General features: G+C 70.6%; 23 protein-coding genes and 3 pseudogenes. 13 read left to right on the top strand and 13 right to left on the bottom strand.

Annotated features, from left to right (window positions below; translation table 11 throughout):
- Nucleotides 1-205: 205 nt before the first annotated feature.
- Nucleotides 206-1153, bottom strand: coding sequence for a plasmid partitioning protein RepB (gene repB, locus E3D03_RS00270; RefSeq protein WP_263565295.1), 948 nt, complete (start codon nt 1151-1153; stop codon nt 206-208).
- Nucleotides 1150-2334 carry a plasmid partitioning protein RepA gene (gene repA / locus E3D03_RS00265; protein ID WP_263565294.1) on the bottom strand — a complete coding sequence of 395 codons (1185 nt, stop codon included), beginning with the start codon at nt 2332-2334 and terminating at the stop codon, nt 1150-1152. The genes repB and repA overlap by 4 nt, the downstream gene beginning before the upstream one ends.
- 104 nt (nt 2335-2438) lie before the next feature.
- Here repA and E3D03_RS21365 point away from each other — a divergent pair.
- A pseudogene (locus E3D03_RS21365) lies at nt 2439-2786 on the top strand (HipA N-terminal domain-containing protein); the annotation flags it as partial.
- Between the two features lie 56 nt (nt 2787-2842).
- On the opposite strand, the gene E3D03_RS00260 reads toward E3D03_RS21365, so the two are convergent.
- The 4 genes and pseudogenes from E3D03_RS00260 to E3D03_RS00250 all read right to left on the bottom strand — a co-directional run bounded on the left by E3D03_RS00260 (nt 2843) and on the right by E3D03_RS00250 (nt 5339).
- A complete protein-coding gene (locus E3D03_RS00260) occupies nt 2843-3316 on the bottom strand; it encodes a hypothetical protein (RefSeq protein WP_263565293.1) in 474 nt (157 codons plus the stop codon).
- A 7-nt stretch (nt 3317-3323) separates the two neighbouring features.
- A pseudogene (locus E3D03_RS21360) lies at nt 3324-3749 on the bottom strand (restriction endonuclease); the annotation flags it as partial.
- Nucleotides 3750-3786: 37 nt separating this feature from the next.
- Nucleotides 3787-4089, bottom strand: a pseudogene (locus E3D03_RS00255) (ATPase); the annotation flags it as partial.
- Nucleotides 4090-4325: 236 nt separating this feature from the next.
- Nucleotides 4326-5339, bottom strand: coding sequence for a LacI family DNA-binding transcriptional regulator (locus tag E3D03_RS00250; protein WP_263565292.1), 1014 nt, complete (start codon nt 5337-5339; stop codon nt 4326-4328).
- A gap of 96 nt (nt 5340-5435) precedes the next feature.
- On the opposite strand from E3D03_RS00250, the gene E3D03_RS00245 reads away from it, so the two are divergent.
- Genes E3D03_RS00245 through E3D03_RS00225 form a run of 5 tightly spaced genes read left to right on the top strand, consistent with a single transcriptional unit; the run spans nt 5436 to nt 11010 of the window.
- Nucleotides 5436-6488: a sugar phosphate isomerase/epimerase family protein gene (locus E3D03_RS00245; RefSeq protein WP_263565291.1), complete on the top strand. Its 1053-nt coding sequence runs from the start codon at nt 5436-5438 to the stop codon at nt 6486-6488.
- Nucleotides 6485-7579, top strand: a complete 1095-nt coding sequence (locus E3D03_RS00240) for a Gfo/Idh/MocA family protein (RefSeq protein ID WP_263565290.1) — start codon at nt 6485-6487, stop codon at nt 7577-7579. The genes E3D03_RS00245 and E3D03_RS00240 overlap by 4 nt, the downstream gene beginning before the upstream one ends.
- The gene (locus E3D03_RS00235; RefSeq protein WP_263565289.1) at nt 7576-9057 is read left to right on the top strand and encodes a sugar ABC transporter ATP-binding protein; all 1482 of its coding nucleotides are present in this window, start codon (nt 7576-7578) and stop codon (nt 9055-9057) included. Before E3D03_RS00240 ends, E3D03_RS00235 begins: the two co-directional genes overlap by 4 nt.
- A complete protein-coding gene (locus tag E3D03_RS00230; protein WP_263565288.1) occupies nt 9054-10025 on the top strand; it encodes an ABC transporter permease in 972 nt (323 codons plus the stop codon). The genes E3D03_RS00235 and E3D03_RS00230 overlap by 4 nt, the downstream gene beginning before the upstream one ends.
- 19 nt (nt 10026-10044) lie before the next feature.
- Nucleotides 10045-11010, top strand: coding sequence for an ABC transporter substrate-binding protein (locus tag E3D03_RS00225; protein WP_263565287.1), 966 nt, complete (start codon nt 10045-10047; stop codon nt 11008-11010).
- A gap of 2 nt (nt 11011-11012) precedes the next feature.
- Here the strand turns inward: E3D03_RS00225 and E3D03_RS00220 are convergent, their stop codons facing one another.
- The 7 genes from E3D03_RS00220 to E3D03_RS00190 form a co-directional block, all read right to left on the bottom strand.
- Nucleotides 11013-13610 (bottom strand): nitrate reductase, encoded by a 2598-nt coding sequence (locus E3D03_RS00220; RefSeq protein WP_263565456.1) that lies wholly within the window; start codon nt 13608-13610, stop codon nt 11013-11015.
- A 4-nt stretch (nt 13611-13614) separates the two neighbouring features.
- Nucleotides 13615-14451, bottom strand: a complete 837-nt coding sequence (locus E3D03_RS00215) for a formate/nitrite transporter family protein (protein ID WP_263565286.1) — start codon at nt 14449-14451, stop codon at nt 13615-13617.
- Between the two features lie 11 nt (nt 14452-14462).
- Complete coding sequence (nirD, locus tag E3D03_RS00210; RefSeq protein WP_263565285.1) at nt 14463-14798, bottom strand: nitrite reductase small subunit NirD; 336 nt, start codon at nt 14796-14798, stop codon at nt 14463-14465.
- Nucleotides 14795-17221, bottom strand: a complete 2427-nt coding sequence (gene nirB / locus E3D03_RS00205) for a nitrite reductase large subunit NirB (RefSeq protein ID WP_263565284.1) — start codon at nt 17219-17221, stop codon at nt 14795-14797. Before nirB ends, nirD begins: the two co-directional genes overlap by 4 nt.
- A gap of 8 nt (nt 17222-17229) precedes the next feature.
- The gene (locus tag E3D03_RS00200; protein WP_263565283.1) at nt 17230-18441 is read right to left on the bottom strand and encodes an MFS transporter; all 1212 of its coding nucleotides are present in this window, start codon (nt 18439-18441) and stop codon (nt 17230-17232) included.
- 289 nt (nt 18442-18730) lie between these two features.
- Nucleotides 18731-19906 carry an ABC transporter substrate-binding protein gene (locus tag E3D03_RS00195; RefSeq protein ID WP_263565282.1) on the bottom strand — a complete coding sequence of 392 codons (1176 nt, stop codon included), beginning with the start codon at nt 19904-19906 and terminating at the stop codon, nt 18731-18733.
- Nucleotides 19903-20490 (bottom strand): ANTAR domain-containing response regulator, encoded by a 588-nt coding sequence (locus E3D03_RS00190; RefSeq protein ID WP_062564022.1) that lies wholly within the window; start codon nt 20488-20490, stop codon nt 19903-19905. The genes E3D03_RS00195 and E3D03_RS00190 overlap by 4 nt, the downstream gene beginning before the upstream one ends.
- A gap of 236 nt (nt 20491-20726) precedes the next feature.
- On the opposite strand from E3D03_RS00190, the gene E3D03_RS00185 reads away from it, so the two are divergent.
- From E3D03_RS00185 to E3D03_RS00155, 7 genes are read left to right on the top strand one after another with little or no spacing between them, the layout of a single operon-like run.
- The gene (locus E3D03_RS00185; RefSeq protein WP_026155584.1) at nt 20727-21689 is read left to right on the top strand and encodes an AAA family ATPase; all 963 of its coding nucleotides are present in this window, start codon (nt 20727-20729) and stop codon (nt 21687-21689) included.
- Nucleotides 21683-22537, top strand: coding sequence for a DUF58 domain-containing protein (locus tag E3D03_RS00180; RefSeq protein WP_263565281.1), 855 nt, complete (start codon nt 21683-21685; stop codon nt 22535-22537). Before E3D03_RS00185 ends, E3D03_RS00180 begins: the two co-directional genes overlap by 7 nt.
- Nucleotides 22524-22853: a hypothetical protein gene (locus tag E3D03_RS00175; protein ID WP_263565280.1), complete on the top strand. Its 330-nt coding sequence runs from the start codon at nt 22524-22526 to the stop codon at nt 22851-22853. Before E3D03_RS00180 ends, E3D03_RS00175 begins: the two co-directional genes overlap by 14 nt.
- Nucleotides 22853-23776, top strand: coding sequence for a VWA domain-containing protein (locus E3D03_RS00170; RefSeq protein WP_263565279.1), 924 nt, complete (start codon nt 22853-22855; stop codon nt 23774-23776). The genes E3D03_RS00175 and E3D03_RS00170 overlap by 1 nt, the downstream gene beginning before the upstream one ends.
- Entirely contained in the window at nt 23773-24636 is an 864-nt protein-coding gene (locus E3D03_RS00165; protein ID WP_263565278.1) for a vWA domain-containing protein, read from the top strand. The genes E3D03_RS00170 and E3D03_RS00165 overlap by 4 nt, the downstream gene beginning before the upstream one ends.
- The gene (locus tag E3D03_RS00160) at nt 24633-25244 is read left to right on the top strand and encodes a hypothetical protein (RefSeq protein ID WP_062564025.1); all 612 of its coding nucleotides are present in this window, start codon (nt 24633-24635) and stop codon (nt 25242-25244) included. The genes E3D03_RS00165 and E3D03_RS00160 overlap by 4 nt, the downstream gene beginning before the upstream one ends.
- Nucleotides 25238-26362: a hypothetical protein gene (locus E3D03_RS00155; RefSeq protein ID WP_263565277.1), complete on the top strand. Its 1125-nt coding sequence runs from the start codon at nt 25238-25240 to the stop codon at nt 26360-26362. Before E3D03_RS00160 ends, E3D03_RS00155 begins: the two co-directional genes overlap by 7 nt.
- Nucleotides 26363-26375 lie beyond the last annotated feature (13 nt).

Raw genomic sequence — 26375 nt, 5'->3', positions numbered from 1 at the left:
GCCGGATCGCGGTCCGAAAGCGAGAAACGGGTCCTTGCGATGGCCAGATCGCGCAAGACGTCCCATTTATCGACGGGATGGACTTGCAGTGCCACACCGATTGACCACCTTGGACGTGCTAAGATCGAACGGGTCTCGTGCGGCACAAGCTTCGAAACCTTCTTTAGCTTGTCCGCGCCTCCTGTAGGATTTCCGACTGCTCTCTTCAGCGCCTCTTGTAGCGGGCGTGAAGCTCTTCAAGGGCGGCGCCGGCATGGTCCAGAAGCCAGTCCGCCCAATCCTGATCCTTGGTCTGCACCTCCAGCCGCAAACCGTCCCGGGTTCGGGTCAGCTTCGCGGTGCTGTCCTTGTCCAGCGCCAGCCGGCGCGTCTCGCGTCGTGGACCGGGCAGCGTCACCGCCTTACGTAAACGAAGGCTTACCGCATCGAACGCAGCAACCGAGGGATCGGCAGCGTCCGGCCGCGCCTGGCTGCGGGCGCGCTGCGCCAGTTCCGCCAGCTCCGGGACGGGCAGGGCGGCGGCTTGCAGGTCCTTGGCCATCGCCTCCCAACGCGGCCGCCCGACGCCATGTGCCGGGCCGATGGCCGAGGCGAGCTCGCGCCCCACCGCCCGCGCCACGGAAAGCGCCATGGAAACGGCGGATTTCGTCATGTTCAGCACCTCGGCGACCTCGGTCTGGTTGCCGAAGCCGCTTTCCGCCAACTCCTGGGCAAACAGCGCCTTCTCGATGAAGCTCAGGTCGCGGCGACCCGTGTTTTCAGAGGCCTGGGCCACGACTGCCGCGTGATCGTCCAGAGCGGCGATCATGGCGCGCACCTTGCCCACTTGGCTTGATCCGCGCACCGCCTCAAGCCGCCTGCGGCCATAGACCAGCAGGTAATGATCCGGACGCGCCGGGTCGCGGCGCACGAGGATCGGCACGGTCTGACCCACCGCCTCGATCGAGGCGCGCAAATCGGCCACATCCGCCGGCTCCAGCCGGTCGGCGCTGCGCTCGTCGGTGATCGACCCGGGGTCCAGATCCCAGATCCGATGCGTATCGACCGCATCGCGCGCCGAGCGCAATGCCCGGTTCGCCATCATGGGTGCTGCCGGTGCGGCGCCGGTCATGTTGTCCAGCATCGACATGCGGCGTTTCTTGCCTTCGCTCATCCGCGCCTCCAGGTCTTTTGGATCAGGGCTGCAATCTCATCGTTCACCGCATTCAGGCTTTCCACCGCGCGGTCATAGGTCGAGCGGGTAAAGGCGCTGCGGTCCACTTCGTAAAGCGTCTGCTTGGTCAGGCCGGCATCGGAAATCGCGGTGGATTTCAGCATCGGCGCGTTCAGCACGTTGTCGCCGTACATCGTGCGCAAAAAGGCCACGATGCGATTCTGCGGCGCGTCCGAGGGCTCATAGCGGGTCAGCAGGTAGCGCATCCAGTCATGCGACATGTCGGCGCCGCTGTCGGCGATCACGTCCATCAGATCGGCGGTCATGCGCAGGAACTGGCTCATCGACATCACGTCCAGCATCTCGGGGTGGATGGTGACCAGCACGCCGGTCGCGGCCGACAGCGCCGACATGGTCAGAAAACCCAGTTGCGGCGGACAGTCGATCACCACCACGTCATAATCGGCATCGACCTGCGCAAGCGCATCGCGCACCCGGAAAAAGAACAGCCCGGCATTGCCCTGGGCCAGCGCACGAGGCGTTTCGTGCTCGAACTCCATCAGCTCGAGATTGCCGGGAATCAGGTCCAGGCCGGGGATATAGGTCTTGCGGATAACCGCCTGGATCGGCGCCGGATCGTCATAGCGGATCGCGTCGTAAAGCGTGCCCCCGTCGGGTAGGTCGAATTCGGGCTGCACCCCGTGCAGTGCCGTCATCGAGGCCTGCGGGTCCAGGTCGATGGCCAGCACGCGATAGCCGGTCAGCGCCAGCCGCTGCGCCAGATGCGCCGCGGTCGTGGTCTTGCCGGATCCGCCCTTGAAGTTCATCACGCCGATGATCTGCAGATGGTCGCCTTCGCGCCGGCCGGGCAGATAATCTCCGGGCTTTCGGGCGGTCTTTTCAAGCAGTTGCCGCAGGTCGTGCAGATCCTGCACCGAATAGAGCCGGCGGTTGCCGGCCGTGGTTTCGGGCGAGGGGCCCTTGCCATCCAGATGCAGCTTGCGCAGGTAGCTGTCGTTCACCCCCAACAGCGCGGCCGCCTCGCCCGAGGTGAACTTGCGCATCTGCTTGGTGGCATCGGGCGGGAACAGCGATTCCCGTTGGGCGTGAAGCTGCTTGGCCAGCGCCTCGGAATGTTGCCTGATGACCGCGTTCAGGTCCTCGGCAAAAAGGTCTGTCATCTGCCCGCTCCGCGTGTTCACGCTTTTTATCGTTTGAATGGCGTTTTTCGTGAATATCTAGCAAGTCCACGCGACTCGCAAGCTTTCTTATACGCTCAGCGTATATGTCCGCGCTTTCCAGCGGATTGGAAATCGCGCCTTCCGGCGCGGGGCGCGAGCTTGGTTTTCAACATATTGGAAATCGCTTGTGCTGGTCCGGCTGCGGCGCGGCGGTGGACGGGCAGGCGGCCGCAAGCCTTGCCTACGATCCGCGCTGGCAAACGGCGCAGGGTGCGTACCCCATTTCTCTGACCATGCCACTGTCGCGTCGCAACCACGCGCCGGAACGGGTGCATCCCTGGCTGGCCAACCTGCTGCCCGAAGAAAGCCAGCTGGCCACATTGGCGCGCCGCCTAGGCGCGCGCGGCGATACCATCGCGATCCTGCACGAGATCGGTGGCGACACGGCCGGCGCACTGTCCTTTGGCGCACCGTCATTCGCGCGGAATGGGCTGCCGTTGACCCGGCGCTACGCCACCGACGATCCGGCCCTGGCGCTGGCGCGGCATTTCGACGACCGGCGCCGACGCCCCTTCCTGATCGGCGCGGCAATCCGGATATCGACGGTATCGACGAGAACCAAGCCTATTGCCTGGCCCTTGCCGCTGCGATCGGTCTCGAGGCCGCGCAGGCCAGCATCGCGAGGGCAGGGGACCGCACCGCCCTTGTCGTCGCGCGCTATGACCACGCCCTGCGCCGCGACGGCACGATCCGGCGCCCGCATCAGGAGGACCTGGCCTAGGCGCTTGCCGTGCCGCCCGAGAACAAGTACGAACGCGGTACGCTGCGCGGCCCTTCGCTCAATGATCTGCTGACCGTCGGCGACCCGAAGTGGAGCGCGGCATTCGCCAGCGCGGGCGGGGCCCATCACCCGCTCGCCCAGCTTGCCCTTGCGGCCGACGGTATTCATCACCTCGCGCAGCAGGGTGTATTTGTAGACCACTCCGAGGTGACGTGTTGTTGCAGACGACGATGAACACCGGCGGGACGCCGATCCGTACATCTTCCCGCAGCTCGAAGGTCTTTTCGTAATGGCCATAAAGTGGACCCAGCGCCAAAAGCAGTTCCGGCGGCAGGCTGAGCGGATCCAGCGTCTTGCCGCTCGAGCGCCCTTCCTGGAAGCTTCTTTCCGATATGGTCCCAGAGGTGCGACCGGCACACGCGGCAGCCTGACGATGCCGCATTCGAACGCGTCCATGAGGGAAGGTCGCTCATCGTCCAGGGGAACAGCGTGCCCTCGACATAACCCGATCCGCGCAGGAAAAAGGGCGTGGCCGACAGGACATAGAACAGCGACACGCCCAGCTTGCGCTTGACGGTCTCGAGCCCCGAGATCCACTCCGCGCGGCCTCGTCCTGCTCCTTGGCCTCGGCCTTTCGTCGCTCTTCAGATCGGCCCGATCTCGCCATTGGCGGTGAACCCTTTCGATTGGCCTTCGCCCAGGCCCTGGGGCAGGTCGGGAAATTCGCGCAGCACGCGGCGAAAATCCGCCGCCGGCACCGGGATCAGATAGCGGCACACCTCCCAGGTGGAGAAGCGGCGCAGCCGCTTGCGGCCGTCGGGGGCATAGCCGCGCGCGGCCAGGTCCTGGCGGCCGCGGGCGGCGAAGGCGGCGGCCTTGGCGAAGCGCGCGGTGTCGACCGGCTCGGAGAGGCCTTCCGCCGCCTTGGCGGGGTCGATGGTGAAATAGGGCGGAAGGGGGTCCTTGCCTGGCATCTCGTTTCCCCTGCGATATACTGCTTCGATCGGTGTTTTGGCCGATCTATCGCACATGAGCCGGCAAAAGTGAATCGCAGATGCCGGTTTCGCTGCGAAACCCCGCCGAAAATGCGGGTGGCGCTGCCGGAATGGCGGATCTTGAAAATTTTTATTTTTATTCAATGCTTTATGTTTTATCAGGCGGGCGACCGGATCGTGACGATGGCCGCGCCGCGTGCCGGCGATGGACCCGCTCAGCCCGGCGGCGCCGTGGTCTCACGCAGCATCAGCTGCGGTTCCAGCCGGGTGACGGCGGCGACCTCGTGGCCGGCGATGGCGGCCAGCACCACCTGCGCGGCCTTGCGGCCGAGGTCGCGCTTGGGCTGGCGGATCGTGGTCAGCGCCGGCAGCAGATGCGAGGCCAGCTCGATATCGTCGAAGCCGACCACCGACACGTCCCGCGGCACCCGCTGCCCGGCGCGGCCGAGGTCGGCGATGAAGGCGCAGGCCATCTCGTCCGAAAAGGCGAAGACGGCGCCGGGACGCTCGGCCGGCGGCAGCGCGAGCCAGTGCCGCGCCGCCGCCTGCCCGGCCTGCAACGAGAAATCGCCCGGAAACAGCGTCAGCCGCAGGTCCTGCGCCGCGTCTCGCGTGCCGGCGAGCCGGGCCTGGTGCAACACATTCGCCGGCGGCCCGCCGATCACGCCGATATGGCGATGCCCCAGCGCGCGCAGATGCGTCACCGCCAGCGCCGCGCCGCGCTGGTTGTCCAGCACCACGCGGGGCAGGGCGGCATCCTCGATCCATTCGCAGGCCAGCACCACCGGCGGCCGGTCCGGGCCCGGCGCCAGCTGCGCGGCCGAGGCGCGCCCGTCCAGCAGGATGATGCCGTCGGCGCGCGACGGGTCGAGGAAACGCCGCAGCGTGGCGGGCAGGCTGCCCTGGTCCTGCGTGTCCGCGACCAGGAGGTCATAGCCCGCCGCCGCCAGCTCGCGCCCCATGCCGTCGAGGATCTTGGCGAAGAACGGGTTGCCGAGGTTCGGCACCAGCGCCACCACGCAGCCGGTGCGGCCCTTGCGCAGGTTGCGGGCGGCGTGGTTCATCCGGTAGCCGCTGCGGTCCAGCGCCTGGGCCACGGCCAGCCGGGTGGCTTCGGCGACCATGTCGGGATGGGACAGCACCCGGCTGACGGTCGCGGTCGAAACCCCCGCCATCCGTGCCACATCCGACAGCCTGACCCGGCCCTGCGGCCCCGCGTGATTGTCCATCGCGTCAGGCTAGGCGCTTGCCCAAGCCGCCGCAAGAAAATGTTTGCAATCGATTGCAGGCCGGTGCAGCCTGAAGGGCGGGAGAGAGGGGCGATCATGCAGACCATCAAGGGGCCGGCACTGTTCCTGGCGCAGTTCATCGGCGATGCCGCGCCCTTCGACAGCTGGGACGGCATCACCCGCTGGGCGGCCGGCCTGGGCTATGCCGGCGTGCAGGTGCCGGTGGGTGACGCCCGCATCCTGGACCTGGACCGCGCCGCCGAATCGCAGGGCTATCGCGACGAATTCCTGGGCATCGCCGCGCAGAACGGCGTCGCGGTGACCGAGCTTTCGGCGCATCTGGAGGGCCAGCTGGTCGCGGTGCATCCGGCCTATGACGCGGGCTTCGATGCCTTCGCGCCGCCGGCGCTGCGCGGCAAGCCCCGGGCGCGGCAGGAATGGGCGGTGGCGCGGGTCGCCCGCGCCATCCGGGTCAGCCGGCTGCTGGGTCTCGACCGCATGGCGGTGTTCTCGGGCGCGCTGGCCTGGCCCTATCTCTATCCCTGGCCGCAGCGCGCGCCGGGGCTGGTCGAGGCGGCCTTCGACACGCTGGCGGCGCGCTGGCGCCCGCTGCTGGACCTGGCCGAGGATGAGGGCATCGACATCTGCTATGAGATCCACCCGGGCGAGGATCTGCATGACGGCGTGAGCTTCGAGATGTTCCTGGACCGCCTGGGCCAGCACCCGCGCGCGAACCTGCTCTACGACCCGTCGCATTACGTGTTGCAACAGCTTGATTACCTTCAGCATATCGACATCTATCACGACCGCATCCGCATGTTCCACGTCAAGGATGCCGAGTTCAACCCGACCGGGCGGCAGGGCGTCTATGGCGGGTTCCAGCCCTGGGCGCAGCGCGCCGGGCGCTTCCGCAGCCCGGGCGACGGGCAGGTGGATTTCAAGGGCGTGTTCTCGAAGCTGACGCAATACGGCTTCGACGGCTGGGCGGTGGTGGAATGGGAATGCGCGCTGAAGCACCCCGAGGACGGCGCCCGCGAAGGCGCGCGTTTCGTGCGCGACCACATCATCCGGGTGACGCCGCATGCCTTCGACGATTTCGCGGCCAGCGCGGTGGACCGCGCCGCCATCGACAGGGCGCTGGGGCTATGACGCGCATCCGGCTGGGCATGGTCGGGGGCGGGCAGGGGGCCTTCATCGGCGGCGTCCACCGCATCGCCGCGCGGATGGACGGGCAGTTCGAACTGGTCGCCGGGGCGCTGTCCTCGGACCCCGACCGGGCGCAGGCCAGCGCGGACGGGCTGGGCATCCGCAGCTATGCCGATTTCGCCGAGATGGCGCGGGCCGAGGCGGCGCGGCCGGACGGGGTCGAGGCGGTGGCCATCGTCACCCCGAACCACATGCATGCCGCCCCCGCCGTGGCCTTTCTGGAGGCCGGCATCCATGTCATCTGCGACAAGCCGCTGGCGGCGACGCCCGCGCAGGCGGCAGCCATCGCCGCGGCCGCGCGGGCCAGCCGGGCGCGGTTCTTCCTGACGCATAATTATTGCGCGCTGCCGATGGTGCGCGAGGCGCGGGCGCTGGTGGCCGAGGGCGCGCTGGGGCAGCTGCGGCTGGTGCAGGCGGACTATCTGCAAGGCTGGCTGGCCGATGCGGCGCAGGGCAAGCAGGCGGAATGGCGCACCGATCCGGCCCGCGCCGGCGCAGGCGCCCTGGGCGATATCGGCACCCATGCCTGGCAGCTGGCGGCTTTCGTGACCGGCGAGGTGCCGGTGCAGGTTTCGGCGGATCTGTCCAGCATGGTGCCGGGCCGCATGGTCGATGACGACGCGCGGGTGGCGCTGCGCTATGCCTCGGGGGCCAAGGGCGGGCTCTGGGCCAGCCAGGTCGCGGTCGGGCAGGAGAACGGGCTGTCGCTGCGGGTCTTCGGCAGCGAGGCGGCGCTGGAATGGCGGTTGCAGGACTGCGAGCGGCTGCTGCTGACCCGCAAGGACGGGCCGGCGCGCATCCTGACCCGGGCGCAGGACCGCGGCGCATCCTCGCGCACGCCGCCGGGCCACCCCGAGGGCTATCTGGAGGGGTTCGCCAATCTTTACAGCGACATCGCGCGGATCATCCGGGGCGATGACGGCCCGGCCGACCGGGTGCCGGGGCTGGCGGACGGGCTGTCCGGCATGGCGTTCATCGCCGCCGCCCAGGCCTCGGCCGCGCAGGGCGGCGCCTGGGTCGAGGTGGCGCCATGAGCGTGCTGGCGCTGGAAAATGTCGGCAAGAGCTTCGGCCCGGTCACGGTGCTGCACGGAATCGACATCGCGCTGGAACCGGGCGAGGTGCATGCGCTGATCGGCGAGAACGGCGCCGGCAAGTCCACCATCATGAAGCTGCTGGGCGGGTTCCTGGACCCGACCTCGGGGCAGGTGCTGCTGGACGGCCGGCCGGTGCGCTTTGCCAGCGGCCCCGAGGCCGAGGCGCAGGGCATCGTGGTCATCCACCAGGAATTCAACCTGGCCCGCGACCTGACGGTGGCCGCCAATGTCTTCCTGGGGCGCGAGCCCGGCGGCTGGCGGCTGGATCACGCGGCCATGCGGCAGGCGACGGCGGCGCTGCTGAAACGCCTCGACAGCCCGATTTCGCCCGACGCGCTGGTCGGCGATCTGTCGGTGCCGGACCGGCAGATGGTCGAGATCGCCAAGGCGCTGTCCCGAAACGCCCGCGTGCTGATCATGGACGAGCCGAGCGCAGTCCTGACCCATCGCGAGGTCGGCGCGCTTTACGCGCAGATCGAGCGGCTGCGGGCCGAGGGCGTGGCGGTGCTTTACTGCTCGCACCGGCTGGACGAGGTGGCGCATCTGGCCGACCGCATCACCGTCCTGCGCGACGGCCGCGTCGTGCGCCGGGCGCTGCGGGGCGAGCTGACGCAGGACGGCATGGCCACGGCCATGGTCGGGCGCGAGTTGCAGGATTTCTATCCGCCGAAAGGCCGGCCCGGCGACGAGATCGCGCTGGAGGTCCGCGGCCTGTCGGTGCCGGGCCGGGTGCATGACGTCAGCCTGAGCCTGCGCCGGGGCGAGGTGCTGGGGCTGGCCGGGCTGGTCGGCTCGGGCCGGACCGAGCTGGCCGAGGGCATCGCCGGGCTGCGCCCGGCCAGCGGCGAGATCCGCATCGACGGGCGGCCGGTCGGCATCCGCTCGGCCGGCGACGGCTTTGCCAACGGGCTGGCCTATCTGACCGAGGACCGCAAGGAGGCCGGGCTGCTTTTGGAAAAGCCGCTGCGCGAGAACCTGACGCTGGCGGCGCTGGAGCGTTTCGGCCGCTGGCGCATCGACCGCCGCGCCGAAGAGGCGGCGCTGGACCGCGCCACGCAGGATTTCGACATCCGCGCCCCGCGCCGCGACATGGTGGCGGGCAAGCTGTCGGGCGGGAACCAGCAGAAGCTCTTGCTGGCCAAGACCATGCTGACCGATCCGCGCATCCTGATCATCGACGAGCCGACGCGCGGCATCGACGTCGGCACGAAAAGCCAGATCTATGCCTTCATCCGCCAGCTGGCGGGGCAGGGGCTGAGCGTCATGGTGATTTCCAGCGAGATGCCCGAGGTGATCGGCCTGGCCGACCGGGTGCTGGTCATGCGCGAGGGCCGGCTGGCCGGCGAATTGCAGGGCGCGGCCCTGACCGAGGACAATATCGTGCGCCTGGCCATGGGCGTGAGCGAGGCGGCATGAGAAAGATCGACTTCCACACCCTGGGCCCGCTGATCGCGCTGATCGCGCTGGTCGTGCTGGGGGCCAGCCTGAACAGCGCCTTCCTGGCGCCGGCGAACATCACCAACGTGCTGGCGCGCTCGGCCTTCATCGGCATGATCGCGGTGGGCATGACCTTCGTGATCACGGCGGGCGGGCTGGACCTGTCCGTGGGCTCGATGGCGGCCTTCCTGGCCGGGATCACCATCATCGCCATGAACGTGCTGGTGCCGGCCTTGGGCACGCATTGGGGCACCATCCTGATCGGCATGGGGGTGGCGGTGCTGGGCGGGCTGGCCGCCGGATACCTGAACGGCGCGCTGGTGACCAAGGCGCGGATCGAGCCCTTCATCGTCACCCTGGGCACCATGGGCATCTTTCGCAGCCTGGTGACCTGGCTGGCCGATGGCGGCACGCTGTCCCTGGATTACGCGCTGCGGACGCTGTATCGCCCGGTCTATTACGGCGGCATCGGCTGGATCACCTGGCCGATCATCTGCTTTGCCCTGGTCGCCCTGCTGGGCGAATGGATGATGCGCCATTCCCGTTTCGGCCGCCATGTCGAGGCCATCGGCTCGAACGACCGGGTGGCGCGCTATTCCGCCATCGACGTGAACCGGGTGCGGCTCTTGACCTATGTCCTCTTGGGCCTGCTGGTCGGGCTGGCGGTGGTGCTTTACGTGCCGCGGCTGGGCTCGGCCTCGGGCTCGACCGGCGTGTTGTGGGAGCTTGAGGCCATCGCCGCCGTCATCATCGGCGGCACGGCGCTGAAGGGCGGGCGCGGCCGGGTCTGGGGCACGGTGATGGGCGTGCTGATCCTGTCGCTGATCGACAACATCCTGAATCTGGCGAACCTGGTCAGTCCCTATCTGAACGGGGCGATCCAAGGCGTCATCATCGTTCTTGCTGTCGTGTTGCAGCGGGAAAAACATGCCGCCGGCGAGCGGTGACCTCTGGGAGGAGAAAGACATGAAACGCAGAAGCCTGATGCAGGGCGCCGCCGTGGCGGGGCTGCTGGCGATGACCTGGGGCAGCGCGGCGCTGGCGCAGGAGGGCGAGAAGACGGTGATCGGCGTCGCCATCCCTTCGGCCACGCATGGCTTCATGGGCGGGCTGAACTGGCACGCGCAGGACACGATCAAGCGGCTGGGCGCGGCCTATCCGAACCTGGAATTCGTGCTGTCCACCTCGGGCGACAGCGCCAAGCAGGTCAATGACATCGAGGACATGATGGCCACGCGCGACATCGACGCGCTGGTCGTGCTGCCCTTTGAATCCGAGCCGCTGACCGCGCCGGTCAAGGCGGTAAAGGACGCGGGCAAGTTCGTAACCGTGGTGGATCGTGGCCTGTCGCAGGAGGGGATCGAGGACCTGTATGTCGCCGGCGACAACACCGCCTTCGGCCGGGTCGCGGGCGAATATTTCAAGGCGAACCTGAAGCCCGGCGCCAAGATCGTCGTGCTGCGCGGCATCCCGACCACGCTGGACAACGAGCGGGTCGAGGCCTTCCAGAAGGCGCTGGACGGGTCCGAGATCGAGATCCTGGACATGCAGCACGGCAACTGGAACCGCGACGACGCCTTCAACGTCATGCAGGACTATCTGGCGAAATACCCGCAGATCGACGCGGTCTGGGCGGCGGACGACGACATGGCGGTCGGCGTGCTGGAAGCCATCGCCGCCGCCAACCGCCAGGACCAGATGTGGGTGATCGGCGGCGCCGGCATGAAGGAGATCGTCAAGCGCATCATGGACGGCGACAAGCAGCTGCCGGTGAACGTGACCTATCCGCCGGCGCTGATCTCCTCGGCCATCGAGATGACGGCGCTGCATTTCGTCTCGAACGCGCCGATGACGGGGCGGTTCATCATCGGCAGCCAGCTGATCACGCCCGAGAACGCCGAGAAGTTCTATTACCCTGACAGCCCGTTCTGATCTCAGGCGGGCTGGCGCGCCAGCAGCGCGCGCAGTTCGGGCCGGCACGAGCCGCAGCTGGTGCCGGCCCCCAGGGCCTCGCCGATAGCCTCGACCGAGGCGAGGCCGTCCCTGATGCCGTCGAGGATGGTGTTCACGCCGACGCCCAGGCAGGCGCAGACCACGGCGCCCCCGTCGGGGCGGTCGCCGCCGGGCCGGCCGGCCAGCAGGCCGGGCTCGCAGGGGTTGCCAAGCGCCGCGGCCAGGTGGCTGCGCGACAGGGCGACGGGGCCGGGCGCGACGAACAGCGCCGCCTGCACCCTTCCGCGCCGCGCGAAGGCCAGCCGCAGGATGCCGCGGCTGTCGTCGCGCAGGACCTGCGGCGGGTCGTCCAGCCCGAACAGGCGCTGCGCGGCTTGCGCCCAGTCCTCGGGCGGCGCGGTCCCGGCCAGCTCGGCCTGGAAGCCGTCGGGCAGGGTGGCGCTGGCCCAATAGTCGCAATCGGGCGCCATGGCGCGGGTCGAGACGGCGAAGCCGTACCAGGCCGCCGGGAACGGCCGGATCGCGACCGCGGCGGATTTCAGCGCCGGCTGGCCCGAGACCGGATCGGCCAGCCCCGGCACCAGCGCGTCGATCCGCCCCGAGGGCGCGGTCTCGCCGGTCCAGTGCATCGGCGCGAAGGGATGGCCGGGCGCCACGCGGTCGGTCACCAGCACGCGCAGGATGGCGCGGCCCAGCGGATTGGCGATCTCGGCCAGGGTGGCGGGTTCCAGGCCCAGGCGGGCGGCATCCTGCGGGTGCAGTTCGAGGAAGGGCTCGGCCAGGTGGCGCGACAGCCGCGGCGCGCGGCCGCTGCGGGTCATGGTGTGCCAATGGTCGCGCACCCGGCCGGTGTTCAGGCGAAAGGGATGCCCGGGGTCCGGCGCGGGCAGGGCTGGGGTCACGGCGACCATGCGCGCCCGGCCGTCCGGGTGGTGGAAGCGCCCGTCGCCGAAGAAGCGCCCGCCGCGCTTCTGCGCCGATTGCGGCCAGAGGAAGGGCTGCATCGCCTCATAGGCGTCGGGCGTGATGCCGGCATGGTCCGAGATGTCGAAATCGCTGCCCAGAGCCCCCGCCACGCCCGAAAGCGCCGCGTGCTCGGCAAAGACCTCGGCCGGGCCTTGCCAGGCGAAAGCCGCGCCCCAGCCCATGCGCGCCGCCACATCGGCCAGGATGCGCCAGTCGTCGCGGGCCTGGCCCGGGGCGGGCAGGGCGCGGCGCTGGCGGCTGATGCGGCGTTCGGAATTCGTCACCGTGCCGTCCTTTTCGCCCCAGCCGGTGGCGGGCAGCAGCACATGCGCCAGCCGCGCCGTGTCGGTGGTCGCGAACAGGTCCGAGACCACGGTGAAGGCGCAGCCGGCGATGGCGCGGGCCACGCGGTCCGCCTCGGGCATGGTGACGGCGGGGTTGGTGCAGATGATCCACAGCGCCTTGATGCGCCCGGCCTCGACGGCGCGGAACAGGTCCACGGCCTTGAGGCCCGGCTTCTCGGCCATGCGCGGGGCGGCCCAGAAGCCCTGCACCGCGGCGCGATGCGCGGGGTTTTCCAGCGCGAGGTGGCAGGCCAGCATGTTCGCGAGGCCGCCGACCTCGCGCCCGCCCATGGCGTTCGGCTGGCCGGTGACGCTGAACGGGCCCATGCCGGGCCGGCCGATGCGGCCGGTGGCAAGGTGGCAGTTCAGGATCGCGTTCACCTTGTCGGTGCCCGAGTCGGACTGGTTGATGCCCTGGGAATAGACGGTGACGACGCGCGCGCTACCGCACCACAGGTCAAGGAAGCGTTGCAGGGCGCTGTGCGGCAGGCCGGTGGCGGCCGGGGTGGTGGCACGGGCGGCGGCCAGCGCCTCGGCCAGGCCCGCAGGGTCGGCGGCAACCAGGCCGCGCCGGTCGATATCCGCCAGCAGCAGGTTGAACAGCGCCGCATCCGCACCCGGCGCGATGGCGAGATGCAGGTCGGCGATGTCGCAGGTGGCGGTGCGGCGCGGGTCGATGACGACGACCCGCGTGCCCCGCGCCGCGCGCGCCGCCGCCAGCCGCTGGAACAGCACCGGATGGCACCAGGCCAGGTTCGAGCCGACCAGCACCACGGTATCGGCCTGTTCCAGGTCCTCGTAGAGCCCGGGCACGGTGTCGCTGCCGAAGGCCCGCCTGTGGCCCGCGACCGAGGAGGCCATGCAGAGCCGCGAGTTCGTGTCGATATTGGCGCTGCCGATGAAGCCCTTCATCAGCTTGTTCGCGACATAGTAATCCTCGGTCAGCAGTTGCCCCGAGACATACATCGCCACGGAATCCGGGCCATGCGCGGCGATGGTGTCGGAAAAGCGGCGCGCGACCAGGTCCAGCGCCGCGTCCCAGCCGGCCTCGCGCCCGTGGATGCGCGGCGCCAGCAACCGGCCGTCCAGCGCCACGGTCTCGCCAAGCGCGGCGCCCTTGACGCAGAGCCGGCCGAAATTCGCCGGATGCTCGGGGTCGCCGGCGATGCCGAGACCGCCCAGCCCGTCCGGCGTCGCCAAGACGCCGCAGCCGACGCCGCAATAGGCGCAGGTGGTGCGGATGGCGGGGCGGGGCGCTGCCATGTTCATGGCGTCACTCGGCCGCGACGGCAGGCGCTTGCGGCGCCGGCTGACGGTCCAGTTCGGGCCGGGTCTTGTGATGCGTGGCATAGATCACCCCTCCGACGAAGGTGATGCCGCCGACCATGTTGCCGATGACGGTCGGGATCTCGTTCCAGATCATGTAGTCGGCGATGGTGAAATTGCCGCCCAGGAGCAGCCCGGCCGGGAACAGGAACATGTTCACGATGGAATGTTCGAACCCCATGTAGAAGAACACCAGGATCGGCATCCACATCGCCATGATCTTGCCCGAGACGCTGGTCGACATCATCGCCGCCACCACGCCGGTCGAGACCATCCAGTTGCACATGACGGCGCGCACGAACAGCGTCAGCATCCCGGCCGCGCCATGGGCGGCATAGCCGAGCGTGCGGCCCTCGCCGATATGGCCGATCCTTTCGCCGACGGCGTTCGGGGCCTCGGACCAGCCGAAGGTGACGATGATCGCCATGAACAGCGCCACGGTGAAGGCGCCGGCGAAATTGCCGGCAAAGACCAGCCCCCAGTTGCGCAGCATGCCGCGCAGGGTGACGCCGCGGCGCCGGTCGATCAGCGCCAGCGGCACCAGGGTGAAGACGCCGGTGAGCAGGTCGAAGCCCAGAAGGTAGAGCATGCAGAAGCCGACCGGGAACAGCAGCGCGCCCAGCAGCGGCTCGCCGGTGTTGACGGTCACGGTCACGGCGAAGGCGGCCGACAGCGCCAGGATGGCGCCGGCCATATAGGCGCGGATCAGCGTGTCGCGCGCGGACATGGCCTCGCCGGCGTCGATCATCTTGCGGGCAAAGTCGGCGGGGGGAACATAGGACATGGGCTGGCTCCTCAGGCGGCGTTGCGGGAACGGATCAGGCTGGCGTCGATCAGGACGCGGCCCTGGTCGACGCGGACGGGATGGGTGCGGACCCGGCCCTGGTCGGCGCCCTGCGCGGCGCCGGTGTTCAGGTCGAAGACCCAGTTGTGCAGCGGGCAGGTGACCGAGCTGCCGTGCACGATGCCTTCGGACAGCGGGCCGCCCTTGTGCGGGCAGCGGTCGTCCAGCGCGAAGACCCGGTCGTCCATGGTGCGGAACACCGCGACGCAGCCCTGCGCGGTCCTGACCAGCCGCGCGCCCTGGCGGGGGATGTCGTCCAGCGCGCCGATGTCGATGAACAGGGTCATTCCGCGGCCTCCAGCGTCAGGTCGGCAAGGGGCGCCCAGCGGGGCGTCTCGGTCGGGGTGGAAAGTTCGGCCCAGGGATCGCGGCGATAGACCGACTGGCTGATCTCGAAGCGCTCGACCAAGGCGGCGCGGGTGGCCGGGTCGTCGATCTGCGCCTTGATCCAGTCGAGCCCGACCTTGCCCATCCATTTCCAGAGCCGGTCGAGATAGCGCGCGTTTTCGCGGTAAAGCTGGGTCACGGCCAGGATGATCGCGACCGCCTCGTCCTCGGACGGGGTCGAGGCCAGGGCGACGGTTTCCTTGACCTCCATCCCGGCGGCGCCGCCGATCGAGATGTTGTAGCCCGAGTCGACGCAGACCACGCCGATGTCCTTGCAGGTCGCCTCGGCGCAGTTGCGCGGGCAGCCCGAGACGCCCAGCTTCAGCTTGTGCGGCGTCCAGGACCCCCACATCAGCTTTTCCAGCTTGATGCCGAGGCCGGTCGAATCCTGCGTGCCGACGCGGCAGAATTCCTTGCCGACGCAGGTTTTGACGGTGCGCAGTCCCTTGGAATAGGCGGCGCCCGAAACCATGCCGGCCGCGTTCAGGTCGTTCCACATATGCGGCAGGTCCTCCTTGCGCACGCCCAGCAGGTCGATGCGCTGGCCGCCGGTGACCTTGACCATGGGGACGTTGTATTTCTCGGCCGCGTCGGCGATGGCGCGCAGCTCGGCCGGCGTGGTGACGCCGCCCCACATGCGCGGCACCACGGAATAGGTGCCGTCCTTCTGGATATTGGCGTGGTTCCTTTCGTTGACGAAACGCGACTGGCGGTCGTCCCGGTATTCAAGGGGCCATTCCGCCAGCAGGTAATAGTTCAGCGCCGGGCGGCAGGAATGGCAGCCGCCCACGGACTTCCAGCCCAGTTCCTGCATCACGGCGGGGATCGACTTCAGCCCCATGCTGCGGATCAGGCGGCGCACGTCCTCGTGGCTGTGGTCGGTGCATTTGCACAGGCCGGCCGGCGTCTCGGCCACCGCGCCGCCAAGCGCCAGCGCCATGACCTGCTGCACGAGCCCGGTGCAGGTGCCGCAGGAGGCGCTGGCCTTGGTGCAGCTTCGCATCGCGTCGAGCGTATGGGCGCCGCCCTGCGCGGCGGCCATGATGGTGCCCTTGCAGACGCCGTTGCAGCCGCAGATCTCCGCCTCAGGCGGCAAGGCTGCAACGGCCGCCATAGGGTCCGGTGTGGCGCCCCCCTGGAAGGCCGGGCCGAAGATCAGCGTCTCGCGCATCGGGCCGATGTCGGTGCCGTCCTTCATCAGCCCGTAGAACCAGCTGCCGTCGACGGTATCGCCATACATGACCACGCCGGTGATGCGGTCGTTTTCCAGCACCAGCCGCTTGTAGATGCCGCGGCCGGGATCGCGGAAGACGATGTCCTCGCGGCCCTCGGCTTCGGCGAAATCGCCGGCGCTGAACAGGTCGCAGCCGGTGACCTTCAGCTTGGTCGCGGTCTGGACCGGGGCGAAGACCGCCGCCTCGCCCATCAGCGTCCGGGCCAACACCTTGGCCTGGTCGTAAAGCGGCGCGACCAGGCCGAAAAGCTGGCCGCGATGCTCGACGCATTCGCCGAGCGCGAAGATATGCGGGTCGCTGGTGCGCAGGGCGTCGTCGACGACGATGCCGCGCTCGACCTCCAGATGCGCGTCATTGGCCAGCCGGGTCTCGGGGCGGATGCCGACGGCCATGCAGACCAGATCGGCGGGATAGACGGTGCCGTCTTCCAGCAGCACCGCCTCGGCGCGGTCATGGCCCAGAATCGCCTTGGTCGCGCCCTTGCAATGCACGGTGATGCCGCGCTTTTCCAGATCGCGTTGCAGCAGGTAGCCGGCGGCGGGATCAAGCTGGCGCTCCATCAGGTGGCCCATCAGGTGGATGACGGTGACGCGGGCGCCGCGCGCCGCCATCCCCGCCGCCGCCTCGAGGCCCAGAAGCCCGCCGCCGATCACCACGGCGTCCTTGCCTTCGGTCGCCATCATCGCCTGCGTGTCCTCGAGGTCGCGATAGGCGACCACGCCGGGCAGGTCCTTGCCGGGCACCGGGATGATGAAGGGCGCCGAGCCGGTGGCGATGACCAGCGCGTCATATTCGGCGCTGGAGCGGTTGGAATGCACCACGCGGCCCGCGCGGTCGATGCGGACCACCGGCTCGCCGAAGCGGCAGGTGACGCCATGCGCGGCATACCAGTCGGCATCGTGGGTGACGATCTGCTCATAGGTCTTTTCGCCCGACAGCACCGGCGACAGCATCAGCCGGTTGTAGTTGCCGCGCGGCTCGGCGTTGAACAGGGTGACGTCCCAGGCGTCGGGGGCGGCGTCGAAAAGCTGTTCCAGCATCCGGCCCGAAGCCATGCCGGCACCGATGATGACGAGTTTTTTCTTCATGGCGGACCTCAGGCGGTTTGCAGGGCGGGTTGCAGGCGGCGGATCGAGGCGTGCATCCACAGAAGGCAGGCCGCGACCAGCAGGAACAGCACGGCAAAGCAGCTGGACCACAGCCCGGTCTGGTCCTTGAGCCAGCCGAAGAGCAGCGGCAGGGCAAAGCCGCCGAGGCCGCCGATCATGCCGACGAGCCCGCCGACGGCGCCGACATTGCCGGGATAATAGCTGGGGATGTGCTTGTAGACGGCAGCCTTGCCCAAGCTCATGAAGAAGCCCAGAGTGAAGATCGTGACCAGGAAGCCGGCGACCGGCAGGCCGGGCAGCAGGGTCAGGATCGCGGTCGCGGCCAGCGAAACGGCGAAGGTCGCATACATCACCCGCCGCGCCCCGATCCGGTCCGACAGGTGGCCGCCATAGGCGCGAAACACCGAGGCCGGGATGGAATAGGCGGCGCCGATCATGCCGGCGGTGCGGATGTCGAAGCCATAGACGCCGATCAGGTAATGCGGCAGCCACAGCGCCAGCGCGACGAAGGCGCCGAAGCTGAAGAAGTAATAGGCCGCGAAGCGCCAGACCTGCAGGGTCTTCAGCGGCGCGAACTCGGCGCGCAGACTGCGCAGGGGCAGGCTGCCCTGACGCCGGGCGGCGGTCAGCGGGTCGTCCCTGGAGAAGACCCAGAACAGGATCGCGGTCAGCGCCAGCGCCGCGGCCCAGACCTGCGCCGTCGCCTGCCAGCCCCAGGCCAGCATGACGAAGGGGGCCGCGAACTTGGTCACGGCGGCCCCGACATTGCCGACGCCGAAGATCCCCAGCGCGGTGCCCTGCCGATCGGCGGCGTAGAAGCGCGAGACATAGGCCACGCCGACGGCGAAGCTGCCGCCGGCCAGACCGACGCCAAGCGCCGCCAGCAGCATCTGCGGATAGCTGTCGGCCCAGCTCAGCAGCCAGGTCGCGGCGGCGGCGGCCAGCATGGTCAGCGTATAGACCGCGCGGCCGCCGACGCGGTCGGCGGCGACGCCAAGCGCGACCCGCACCAGCGAGCCGCTGAGGATGGGGATGCCGACCAAGAGGCCGAACTGGGTTTCGGTCAAGGAAAGCTGCTGCTTGATCTGGATGCCGATGATGGAAAAGATCGTCCAGACCGCGAAACAGACGGTAAAGGCCGCGGTCGAGAGGCAAAGCGCGCGGCCGGAATCGGGATGGGTCGGGGGCATGGCGGACATGGGTGCTCCGATGGCGAAACTGGGTTCAGTGGCTGTCGGAAAGCGGCGCAGGCAGGCAAGGACGCTGTCCCGTGGGACAGAAGGCAAACCGCAGCGGATCGCTTTCGGAAGGTTGCCGCATCGTTGCGAGCGGGCCGGTGGCGCGCCATTGCGCCGGGCCATGTCCAAGGAATTGCCGGAGTGGCGCAATGATGCAAGCGTGGCGGTGCAGCCCTGGCCGGATTTCGTGGTCGCTGCGTTGCAGCGCATGAATTTCATGCGGCTGCGGCGGCGAATGCCTGCAAATCGGTCAGTTCCGGGATGGCAGTGGCGGTTCGAAGGTGAAGCCGTCGAAGAAGCCGTCGGCGCGCAGAATCATCTGGCCCTTTTCCGCCGGCACCACGCGGTCCTCGGCCAGCGCGCCCTCGATCCGGGCCGAGGCACCGGGCAGCGCCGCGCCGGCCGGGCGCAGGTGCTGGCGATAAAGGTCGGTGCGGAAATGCCGCATCGCCGTCAGCATCGCGGGCGTCTCGGCCAGGCCGTGGCGGCGGGCGATGCGGCCGGCGATCAGCGCGGCGATGCTTTTCCACGGGAAGCTGGCCGCGCCGGCGTGGAAGGCGACGAAATCCGGCGCCGCGCGCATATGACCCGCGGCCGAAATCATCATCCGGCCCGTCAAACCGCGCTCGGCCAGCACCGGCGGCAGGTCCAGGTATTCGGCGCGCGACAGGATCTCGGCGGCGGTGCCGCGATGTTCGGGCGCGTCCAGCCAGCGCCCGGCCCGCCACAGCGCCCGCATCAGGGCGCCGGTCTCGTCGGGGCGGGTCTCGGCGAAGTCGCGGCGCAGCACCAGGCCCTTTTCCGGCGGCGCGCGCCAGATCGCGGTGCCCGGCAGCAGCAGGGCCGCGACGCCGCGCTCGACCGCGACGCTGGCCCAGGGCTCGCCCACGCAGAAGGCGTCGACCTCGCCCGAGGCCATGGCATCGGCCATCATCGGCGGCGGCAGGGTGACCAGCTCGACCGCAGCCGGGGCGAAACCGCTGGCGTTCAGCCACAGGCTGGTCAGTTCGAGCTGGGTCGAGAAGGGGAAGGGCACGCCGACCCGCAGCCGGCCCGCCACCACGGCACGCAGCGCGCGGCCCGCAGCGCCGGCATCGCGAAAGGCGAAATCATGGCCGGCGTCGCGCAGCCGCGCTTCCAGTGTGCGGTTGACGGCGATGGCCTGGCCGCCATGCGACAGGAACATCACCAGGTCCATCGCCGGCAGCGCCGGACCCAGCCCCAGCGCCTGGCCCAAGGGCATCGGCACCAGCATATGCGCCGCATCGACCAGCCCGGCGCCCAGCATGTCGCGGACCTGCGCCCAGGCGCCGAAGGCCTGCAGCTCCAGCGCCAGCCCCTCCTCGGCGGCGAATCCCAGTTCGCGGGCCATCACCAGCGGCGCGGCGTCGATCAGCGGCAGATAGCCCAGGCGCAAGCGTTTCATCGGCCCAGAAGCCCCGCCGCCATGACCAGCTGCTGCGCGATCTCGGCCATGCGCTTGCCCTGGTCCATCGCCGTCTTGCGCAAGAGCGCATAGGCGGCTTCCTCGTTGATGCCGCGCGCCGACATCAGGATCGCCTTGGCGCGGTCGATGACCTTGCGTTCCTCGAGCGCGGCGCGGGTCGCGGCCAGTTCGGCGCGCATCTGCTGGAAGACGTTGAAGCGGGCGATGGCGGCGTCGAGGATCGGCTTGATGCGTTCGGGGCGCAAGCCGTCGACAACATAGGCCGAGATCCCGGCCTCGATGGCGGCGCGGGTCAGGGGCTCGTCCGAGCGGTCGACGAAGACCGCGACCGGACGTTCGGACGGGCCCGAGGCCAGCGCCAGCTCCTCGAGGATGTCGCGCGAGGGGTTGGCGATGTCGATCAGCACGACGTCGGGGCGCAGCTCGGTCACCTGCCGCGCCAGGCCGGATTGCTCGGCGATGATGCGGATGTCGTGATCGCCGGCGGCGCGCAGGCCCTCGGCGATGGGCCGCGCGCGGTCCGGGTCGGGTTCGACGACGACGATGACGAGCTTCTGCTGCATGGCGGCCCTGCTGTTCGTCCCGCGCTGGCACGGCGCCGGGCGCGGGGCAAGCCGCGCCGATCCCGGGCAGCGGCCGGTCCCGGCATTGCCCGGTTTGCGGGCATCCGGCGCGCGCTTCTGCCTGCGCGGCAGCCGGGCGCGGGATCGCAGCCGGTTAAGCCCTTGGTCGCAGAAACGCCCGTCGGGGTTTGATCTGGCGCGCGCCCGGGTCAACCTTCCCGTCAGGGAGAGCGAACATGTCACATATGGATCACGTCGATGCGCAGGCCGTGACGCATCTGGCGGCCAGCGTCGCGCAGGGGCTGGTCGGGCACGAACGGCTGGCCGAGCGGCTGGTGATCGCGCTTTTGGCCGGCGGCCATGTCCTGCTGGAGGGGCCGCCCGGCATCGCCAAGACCCGCGCCGTCAAGCGGCTGGCGGACTGCCTGTCGGGCAGCCATGCCCGCATCCAGGCGACGCCGGACCTGCTGCCGTCGGACCTGACCGGCACGCAGGTCTATCGCGCCGGCAGCGGCGGCTTCGACTTCGTGCCCGGCCCGATCTTTCATTCGCTGGTGCTGGTGGACGAGATCAACCGCGCCCCGCCCAAGGTGCAATCCGCCCTGCTGGAGGCGATGGCCGAGCACCAGGTCACCACCAGCGGCGTCACCCGGCCGCTGCCCGATCCCTTCATGGTCGTGGCCACGCAAAACCCGATCGAGCACGAGGGCACCTTCCCGCTGCCCGAGGCGCAGATGGACCGCTTCCTGTTGCACCTGCGGCTGGAGCTGCCCGATGCCGGAGCCGAGCGCGGCATCCTGGACCTGGTCGAGGCCGAGGGGCTGGCGCCCGAGCCCGGCCCGATGCAGCGCATCTCGGACGGGCAGATCCGGGCGGCGCGGCAGCAGGTGGCGGCGGTGCATCTGGCGCCGGTGCTCAAGGATTTCATCGTGCGGCTGGTGATGGCGACGCGGCCGGGCGGGGCGGTGCATGAATGGGTCGAGCACCCGGTCTCGCCGCGCGGCACGCTGGCCCTGGCGGCGGCGGTGCGGGCGCGGGCCTGGATGCAGGGCCGCGACCACGGCCTGCCCGAGGACGCCGAGGAACTGGCCGAGGACGCGCTGGCGCACCGGCTGATCCCCAGCTGGCGCGCCCAGGGCGAGGGGCGCAGCGGCCGCAGCCTGATCGCCGATGCCCTGCGCGCGGTGCGGCCGTGGTAGGGTTGCCGGCCGTGCTGGACCGGCCGGGCCTGCGGCTGACGGCGGCCGAGCTGATGGCGCTGCGCCCGCCGGCGCGGATGCAGCGCCAGCGTCCGGCCAGCCGCCGCCCCGGCGCCATCCCGGCGCGGGTGGCGGGACAGGGCATGGACCTGCGCGAGATCCGCGCCTTTGCCGAGGGCGACGACCTGCGCCGCATCGACCCGGCCGCCACTGCGCGCACCGGGCAGTTGCACGTCCGCAGCTTTCACGAGGATCGCGACGACAGCACGCTGCTGATCGCCGATTTCCGCCCCGCCATGCTGTGGGGCACCGGCACGGCGCTGCGCTCGGTCCGGGCGGCGCGGCATCTGGCGCTGCTGGGCTGGCGGGCGGTCGGGCGCGGCGGCTCGGTCGGGCTGCTGGTGCTGGGCGCCGGCACAGCCCTGGCGCTGAACCCGGCCGGGGGCGTGGCGCAGATGCAGGCCGTGGCGCTGGCCATGGCGCGCGGCCATGACGCGGCGTTGCTGGGACGGGTCGCCGGGGGCGGCGATGCCCCGGCGCTGGCCCCGGCGCTGGCTCAGGCCATGCGCATGCTGGCGCCGGGCGGGCGCGTCCATCTGGCGACGGGCCCCGAGGGGCCGGCCGGCGCCGATGCCGCCCTGCGCCGCCTGGCGCAAAGCCGGCGGTTCGAGCTGCATCTGGTGCTGGACCCGGCCGAGACCGCCCCGCCCGCCGCCGCGCTGGCGGTCAGCGACGGCAGCCACAGCCGCCACGGCCGGCTGTCGCGCCATGATCCGCAACCGCTGCTGGCGCATCTGCGTGCCTTGGGCGCGCATCCCCGATTGGTGACGGACGATGACGCCGGCTGAGCTGGTGGCGCAACTGGCGCCCTCGCGCCTGCCGCCGACCATGCAGGCGCCGGGCTGGCCGGAATACCTGGCGCTGTTCGGGCTGGGCCTGCTGGCCGGGCTGGTGCTGGCATGGCTCTTGTCGCCGCTGCTGGGCCGGCGGGTGTCGCGGGCCGAGCGGATCCGGCGCACCCGGGGCCTGCCCGCCGGCGAAAGGCTGCTGGCCATCGCCCGCATCTGCGGCGGCCTGCCGGCGGCGCTGCGCCCGGCGGCCTATGGCGCCGCCCCGCCGCCGCCCGACGCCGAGATCGAGCGCATCGCCAGGCGAGGTCGCTGATGGGTTTCGCCTTTCCGCTGGCCTTGGTCTTGCTGCCCCTGCCGCTGCTGATGCGGCTTTTGCCGCCGCGCGCGGCGCAGGGCGGGCTGCTGGTGCCGGCGCATGTGCTTGCCGGCACCACGGGCGGCGCGGCGCGGCGCGGCTGGATGCTGGCGGCGCTGGCCTGGGCGTTGATGGTTCTGGCGCTGGCCGGGCCGCAGATGCAGCGGCAATCGGCGCTGCTGCCGGCCTCGGGGCGCGACATCGTGCTGGCGCTGGACCTGTCGGGCAGCATGGAGAAACAGGATTTCAGCCTGGACGGCCAGCCGGTGTCGCGGCTGGAAGCGGTCAAGCGGGTCGCCTCGGGCTTTGTCGCGGCACGCAAGGGCGACCGGATCGGGCTGGTGGTCTTCGGCGACCGCGCCTATGTCGCGCAGCCGGTGACCTTCGACGTCGAGGCCGTGGCCCGCGCCATCGACGAGGCGCAGATCGGCATTTCCGGCCGCGCCACCGCGATCTCGGACGGGCTGGGCCTGGCGATGCGGCGGCTGATGGACAGCGATGCGCCCACGCGGGTGGTGGTGCTGCTCTCGGACGGGGTCGCGACCTCGGGCAAGGTCGGCGCGGTCGATGCGGCGCGGCTGGCGGCGACGCATGGCATCCGCGTCCACACCATCGCGCTGGGTCCCGACGACCTGGAAACCCGGCCGAAGTCGCGCGACGCGGTGGATGCCCGCATGCTGCGCGAGATGGCCGAGGCCTCGGGCGGGACCAGCTTCCGGGTGCGCGGCATGGAGGATCTGCGCGCCATGGCCGCGACGCTGGACCGGCTGGAGCCGAACCCGGCCGAGCGCCCGCCGCTGCGCTTCTGGCAATCGCTCTGGGCCTGGCCCGCGGCGCTGGCGCTGGCGCTGCTCGCGCTGATCGGATGGAGGCGCGGATGATCCTGCTGCGCCCCTGGTGGCTTGCGGTCCTGCCGCTGCTGGTGCTGGCGGCGTGGCTGCGCTGGCGGCGCGGGCCGGATGCCGGCGGCTGGCAGGCGGTGCTGGCGCAGCCGATGCTGGCGGGGCTCGCGGCGCTTGGCCTGATCCGTGCCGCGCCGGGCTGGCTGCGGCTGCTGCCCTGGGCCGGCGGGCTGGCGCTGGCGCTGGGTCTGGCCGGGCCCGCGGTGCCGCGCGCCGATGCGCCGGTCTTTGCGCAAAGCGACGCGGTGGTGATCGCGATGGACCTGTCGGATTCGGTCCTGCGCGGCGGGCTGGCCGATGCGCAGGCGGGCGCCGCGCAGGTCATGGCGGCGCTGCCGGGCCGCCCGGTCGGGCTGATCCTCTATGCGGGCGAGGCCTATACCGCCGCCGCGCCCACCGCCGATCCGCGCGTGCTGGAAAGCCTGCTGGCGGTCCTGGACCGCGACACCATGCCCGACAAGAGCAGCAATCCCGCCGCCGCGCTGGCGCTGGCCGGGCAGATGCTGGCGGGGCTGGCGCGGGGCGATCTGGTACTGATCTCGGACGGCGGCGGCGTCGATGCGGCGGCCGAGGCCGAGGCGCAGCGGCTGCACGCCGCGGGGGTGCAGGTGCAGGCGCTCAGCGTCGCGGGCGATCCCGCCGCCGATGCCGGGGCACTGACGCGGATCGCGCGCCGGGTGGTGCCGGCGACGGCGCCGGGGCCGGTGGTGGCGGCGCTGGCGCGCTCGGCACTGGGGGACGATCCGGCGCTGCGGGCGCTGCAATACCGCGACCTTGGCCCCTGGATCGCGGCGCTGGCGCTGCTGCCGCTGCTCTGGCAGTTCCGGAGGCAGGCATGAGGCGGCTTCTCGCCCCCGCCGTCGCGCTGGCGCTGCTGGCGCTGGCCGGGCCGCAGGCGCTGGGGCGGGTGGCACTGTGGGCCGGGCTGCCGGGCCTTGCCGCCCCGCTGCTGCCCGACCCGGCCGAGCGCGGCGTGGCGCTGTATCGCGCCGGCGCCTATCCGGCCGCCGATGCGGCCTTTGCCGCGGCCGGGCGGACCCAGACCTATAACCGCGGCCTGAGCTTGGCCGCCACCGGGGAATATGCGCTGGCGCGGGCCTATTTCGACGCGGTGCTGTTCGCCAATCCCGCCGATGCCGAGGCGCGCCGCAACCGCGAGGCGGTCAATGCGCTGATCCCGCCCGAGCGCGGCGACAGCAGCGTGCCCGGCCGCATCGCCGGCGCCGGCGGGCTGGGACCGGCCGGCCCGACCGAGACCACGACCTCGGGCGTGCTGATGATCAACTGGAAGCGCGACGTCGAGGCCCGCGGCATCGCCGCCAGCGACGAGTGGCTCGCGACGCTGGCCGACGATCCGGGCGAGTTCCTGCGCCTGCGGCTCAAGGCGGAATACGACCGCCGCGCCGCGCTTGGCCTGATCCGCCCAGCCGAGGGCGAGCCATGGTGAGGCTGGTGCTTCTGCTGCTGCTCATCGCCGCGCCGGCCGCCGCGCAGGACCGGCTGCGCATCGAACTGCCCGAGGTCCACCCGGTGGTGGGCGAGATGATCCGCCTGACCGTGCGCGGGGAATATACCGGCTTCGTGGCGCTGGAGGAGATGACCTTCCCGGATTCGCCGGCCTATGACTGGATGCAGCTTCTGCCCGACGACTGGCGGCAGGAGCGGGTGAATGGCCTGCCGCGCCAGGTCTTCGAGCGCCAGATCGCGCTTATTCCGCGCCGGCCCGGCAACCTGGTCATCGGTCCGGTCACGCATCACCTGACCAAGGCCGATGGCGCGGCCCGCAGCGTGGTCGATGTGACCGCCCCGGCGGTCTCGGTCGCCGTGGCGCCCTATCCGGCGCCGGGGCTGCCGCTGGCGGCGCGCAACCTGAAGGTCACGGACGAGCTGTCGGACGATCCGGCGCGGATCCGCGACAACCAGACCATCCGCCGCCGCATCACCATCACCGCCGAGGACACCATGGCGCATCTGCTGCCGACGCGCCCCGACCTGCGCGAAGCCTGGCTGATCAGCTTCACCGCGCCCGAGATCCGCGAGACCCGGCTGACCGAGCGCGGCCCGTTGGCCTTCGTGCAATGGGAATGGAGCCTGCGGCCGATCACCGGCGAACAGGGCACGCTGCCTCCGATCCGGTTTTCCTGGTTCGACCTGGCCAAGCGCGAGCTGCGCGGCGCGATCACCCAGCCGATCATCTTCGGCTATGGCTATGTCGGGGCGAATGTCGGCGGCGGCGCCCGGCTGACCGGCCCGTGGCTGGGCGGGGCCGCCGCCCTGGCCGGGCTGGCCGTGGCGCTGGCCTGGGCGCTGCGCGGCCAGGGACTGCGGGCGCCGGATTGGCGGCGCTGGCTGCCGAATCCGCATGCGGCGGCGCTGCGCCAGGCGGCGGCCGCCGGCGATCTGCTGGCGCTGCGCCACGCCGCCCGCGCCTATGCCGACCATGCCCGCCGCGCCGGCCGGCCGGTCGATCCGACGGCGCTGGAGCGGCTGGACCGGGCGATCTTCTCGCCCGAGGCAGGCGGTTTCGACACGGCGGCTTTCCTGCGCCAGATCCGCAAAGGTTAGCCGGCGGCTTTTG

It is taken from the genome of Paracoccus sp. DMF (genome assembly GCF_004407025.1).
GTDB lineage: Bacteria > Pseudomonadota > Alphaproteobacteria > Rhodobacterales > Rhodobacteraceae > Paracoccus > Paracoccus aminovorans_B.
Note: the sequence above shows the minus strand (reverse complement) of the source record. Positions and strands in the feature narration are given on the sequence as shown.

What these genes read in the sequence shown, in the direction of transcription:
- repB (WP_263565295.1), bottom strand. Translation starts at nt 1,153, where the DNA reads ATGAGCGAAGGCAAGAAACGCCGCATGTCGATGCTGGACAACATGACC.
- repA (WP_263565294.1), bottom strand. Translation starts at nt 2,334, where the DNA reads ATGACAGACCTTTTTGCCGAGGACCTGAACGCGGTCATCAGGCAACAT.
- E3D03_RS00250 (WP_263565292.1), bottom strand. Translation starts at nt 5,339, where the DNA reads ATGGACAATCACGCGGGGCCGCAGGGCCGGGTCAGGCTGTCGGATGTG.
- E3D03_RS00245 (WP_263565291.1), top strand. Translation starts at nt 5,436, where the DNA reads ATGCAGACCATCAAGGGGCCGGCACTGTTCCTGGCGCAGTTCATCGGC.
- E3D03_RS00240 (WP_263565290.1), top strand. Translation starts at nt 6,485, where the DNA reads ATGACGCGCATCCGGCTGGGCATGGTCGGGGGCGGGCAGGGGGCCTTC.
- E3D03_RS00235 (WP_263565289.1), top strand. Translation starts at nt 7,576, where the DNA reads ATGAGCGTGCTGGCGCTGGAAAATGTCGGCAAGAGCTTCGGCCCGGTC.
- E3D03_RS00230 (WP_263565288.1), top strand. Translation starts at nt 9,054, where the DNA reads ATGAGAAAGATCGACTTCCACACCCTGGGCCCGCTGATCGCGCTGATC.
- E3D03_RS00225 (WP_263565287.1), top strand. Translation starts at nt 10,045, where the DNA reads ATGAAACGCAGAAGCCTGATGCAGGGCGCCGCCGTGGCGGGGCTGCTG.
- E3D03_RS00220 (WP_263565456.1), bottom strand. Translation starts at nt 13,610, where the DNA reads ATGAACATGGCAGCGCCCCGCCCCGCCATCCGCACCACCTGCGCCTAT.
- E3D03_RS00215 (WP_263565286.1), bottom strand. Translation starts at nt 14,451, where the DNA reads ATGTCCTATGTTCCCCCCGCCGACTTTGCCCGCAAGATGATCGACGCC.
- nirD (WP_263565285.1), bottom strand. Translation starts at nt 14,798, where the DNA reads ATGACCCTGTTCATCGACATCGGCGCGCTGGACGACATCCCCCGCCAG.
- nirB (WP_263565284.1), bottom strand. Translation starts at nt 17,221, where the DNA reads ATGAAGAAAAAACTCGTCATCATCGGTGCCGGCATGGCTTCGGGCCGG.
- E3D03_RS00200 (WP_263565283.1), bottom strand. Translation starts at nt 18,441, where the DNA reads ATGTCCGCCATGCCCCCGACCCATCCCGATTCCGGCCGCGCGCTTTGC.
- E3D03_RS00195 (WP_263565282.1), bottom strand. Translation starts at nt 19,906, where the DNA reads ATGAAACGCTTGCGCCTGGGCTATCTGCCGCTGATCGACGCCGCGCCG.
- E3D03_RS00190 (WP_062564022.1), bottom strand. Translation starts at nt 20,490, where the DNA reads ATGCAGCAGAAGCTCGTCATCGTCGTCGTCGAACCCGACCCGGACCGC.
- E3D03_RS00185 (WP_026155584.1), top strand. Translation starts at nt 20,727, where the DNA reads ATGTCACATATGGATCACGTCGATGCGCAGGCCGTGACGCATCTGGCG.
- E3D03_RS00175 (WP_263565280.1), top strand. Translation starts at nt 22,524, where the DNA reads ATGACGCCGGCTGAGCTGGTGGCGCAACTGGCGCCCTCGCGCCTGCCG.
- E3D03_RS00170 (WP_263565279.1), top strand. Translation starts at nt 22,853, where the DNA reads ATGGGTTTCGCCTTTCCGCTGGCCTTGGTCTTGCTGCCCCTGCCGCTG.
- E3D03_RS00165 (WP_263565278.1), top strand. Translation starts at nt 23,773, where the DNA reads ATGATCCTGCTGCGCCCCTGGTGGCTTGCGGTCCTGCCGCTGCTGGTG.
- E3D03_RS00160 (WP_062564025.1), top strand. Translation starts at nt 24,633, where the DNA reads ATGAGGCGGCTTCTCGCCCCCGCCGTCGCGCTGGCGCTGCTGGCGCTG.
- E3D03_RS00155 (WP_263565277.1), top strand. Translation starts at nt 25,238, where the DNA reads ATGGTGAGGCTGGTGCTTCTGCTGCTGCTCATCGCCGCGCCGGCCGCC.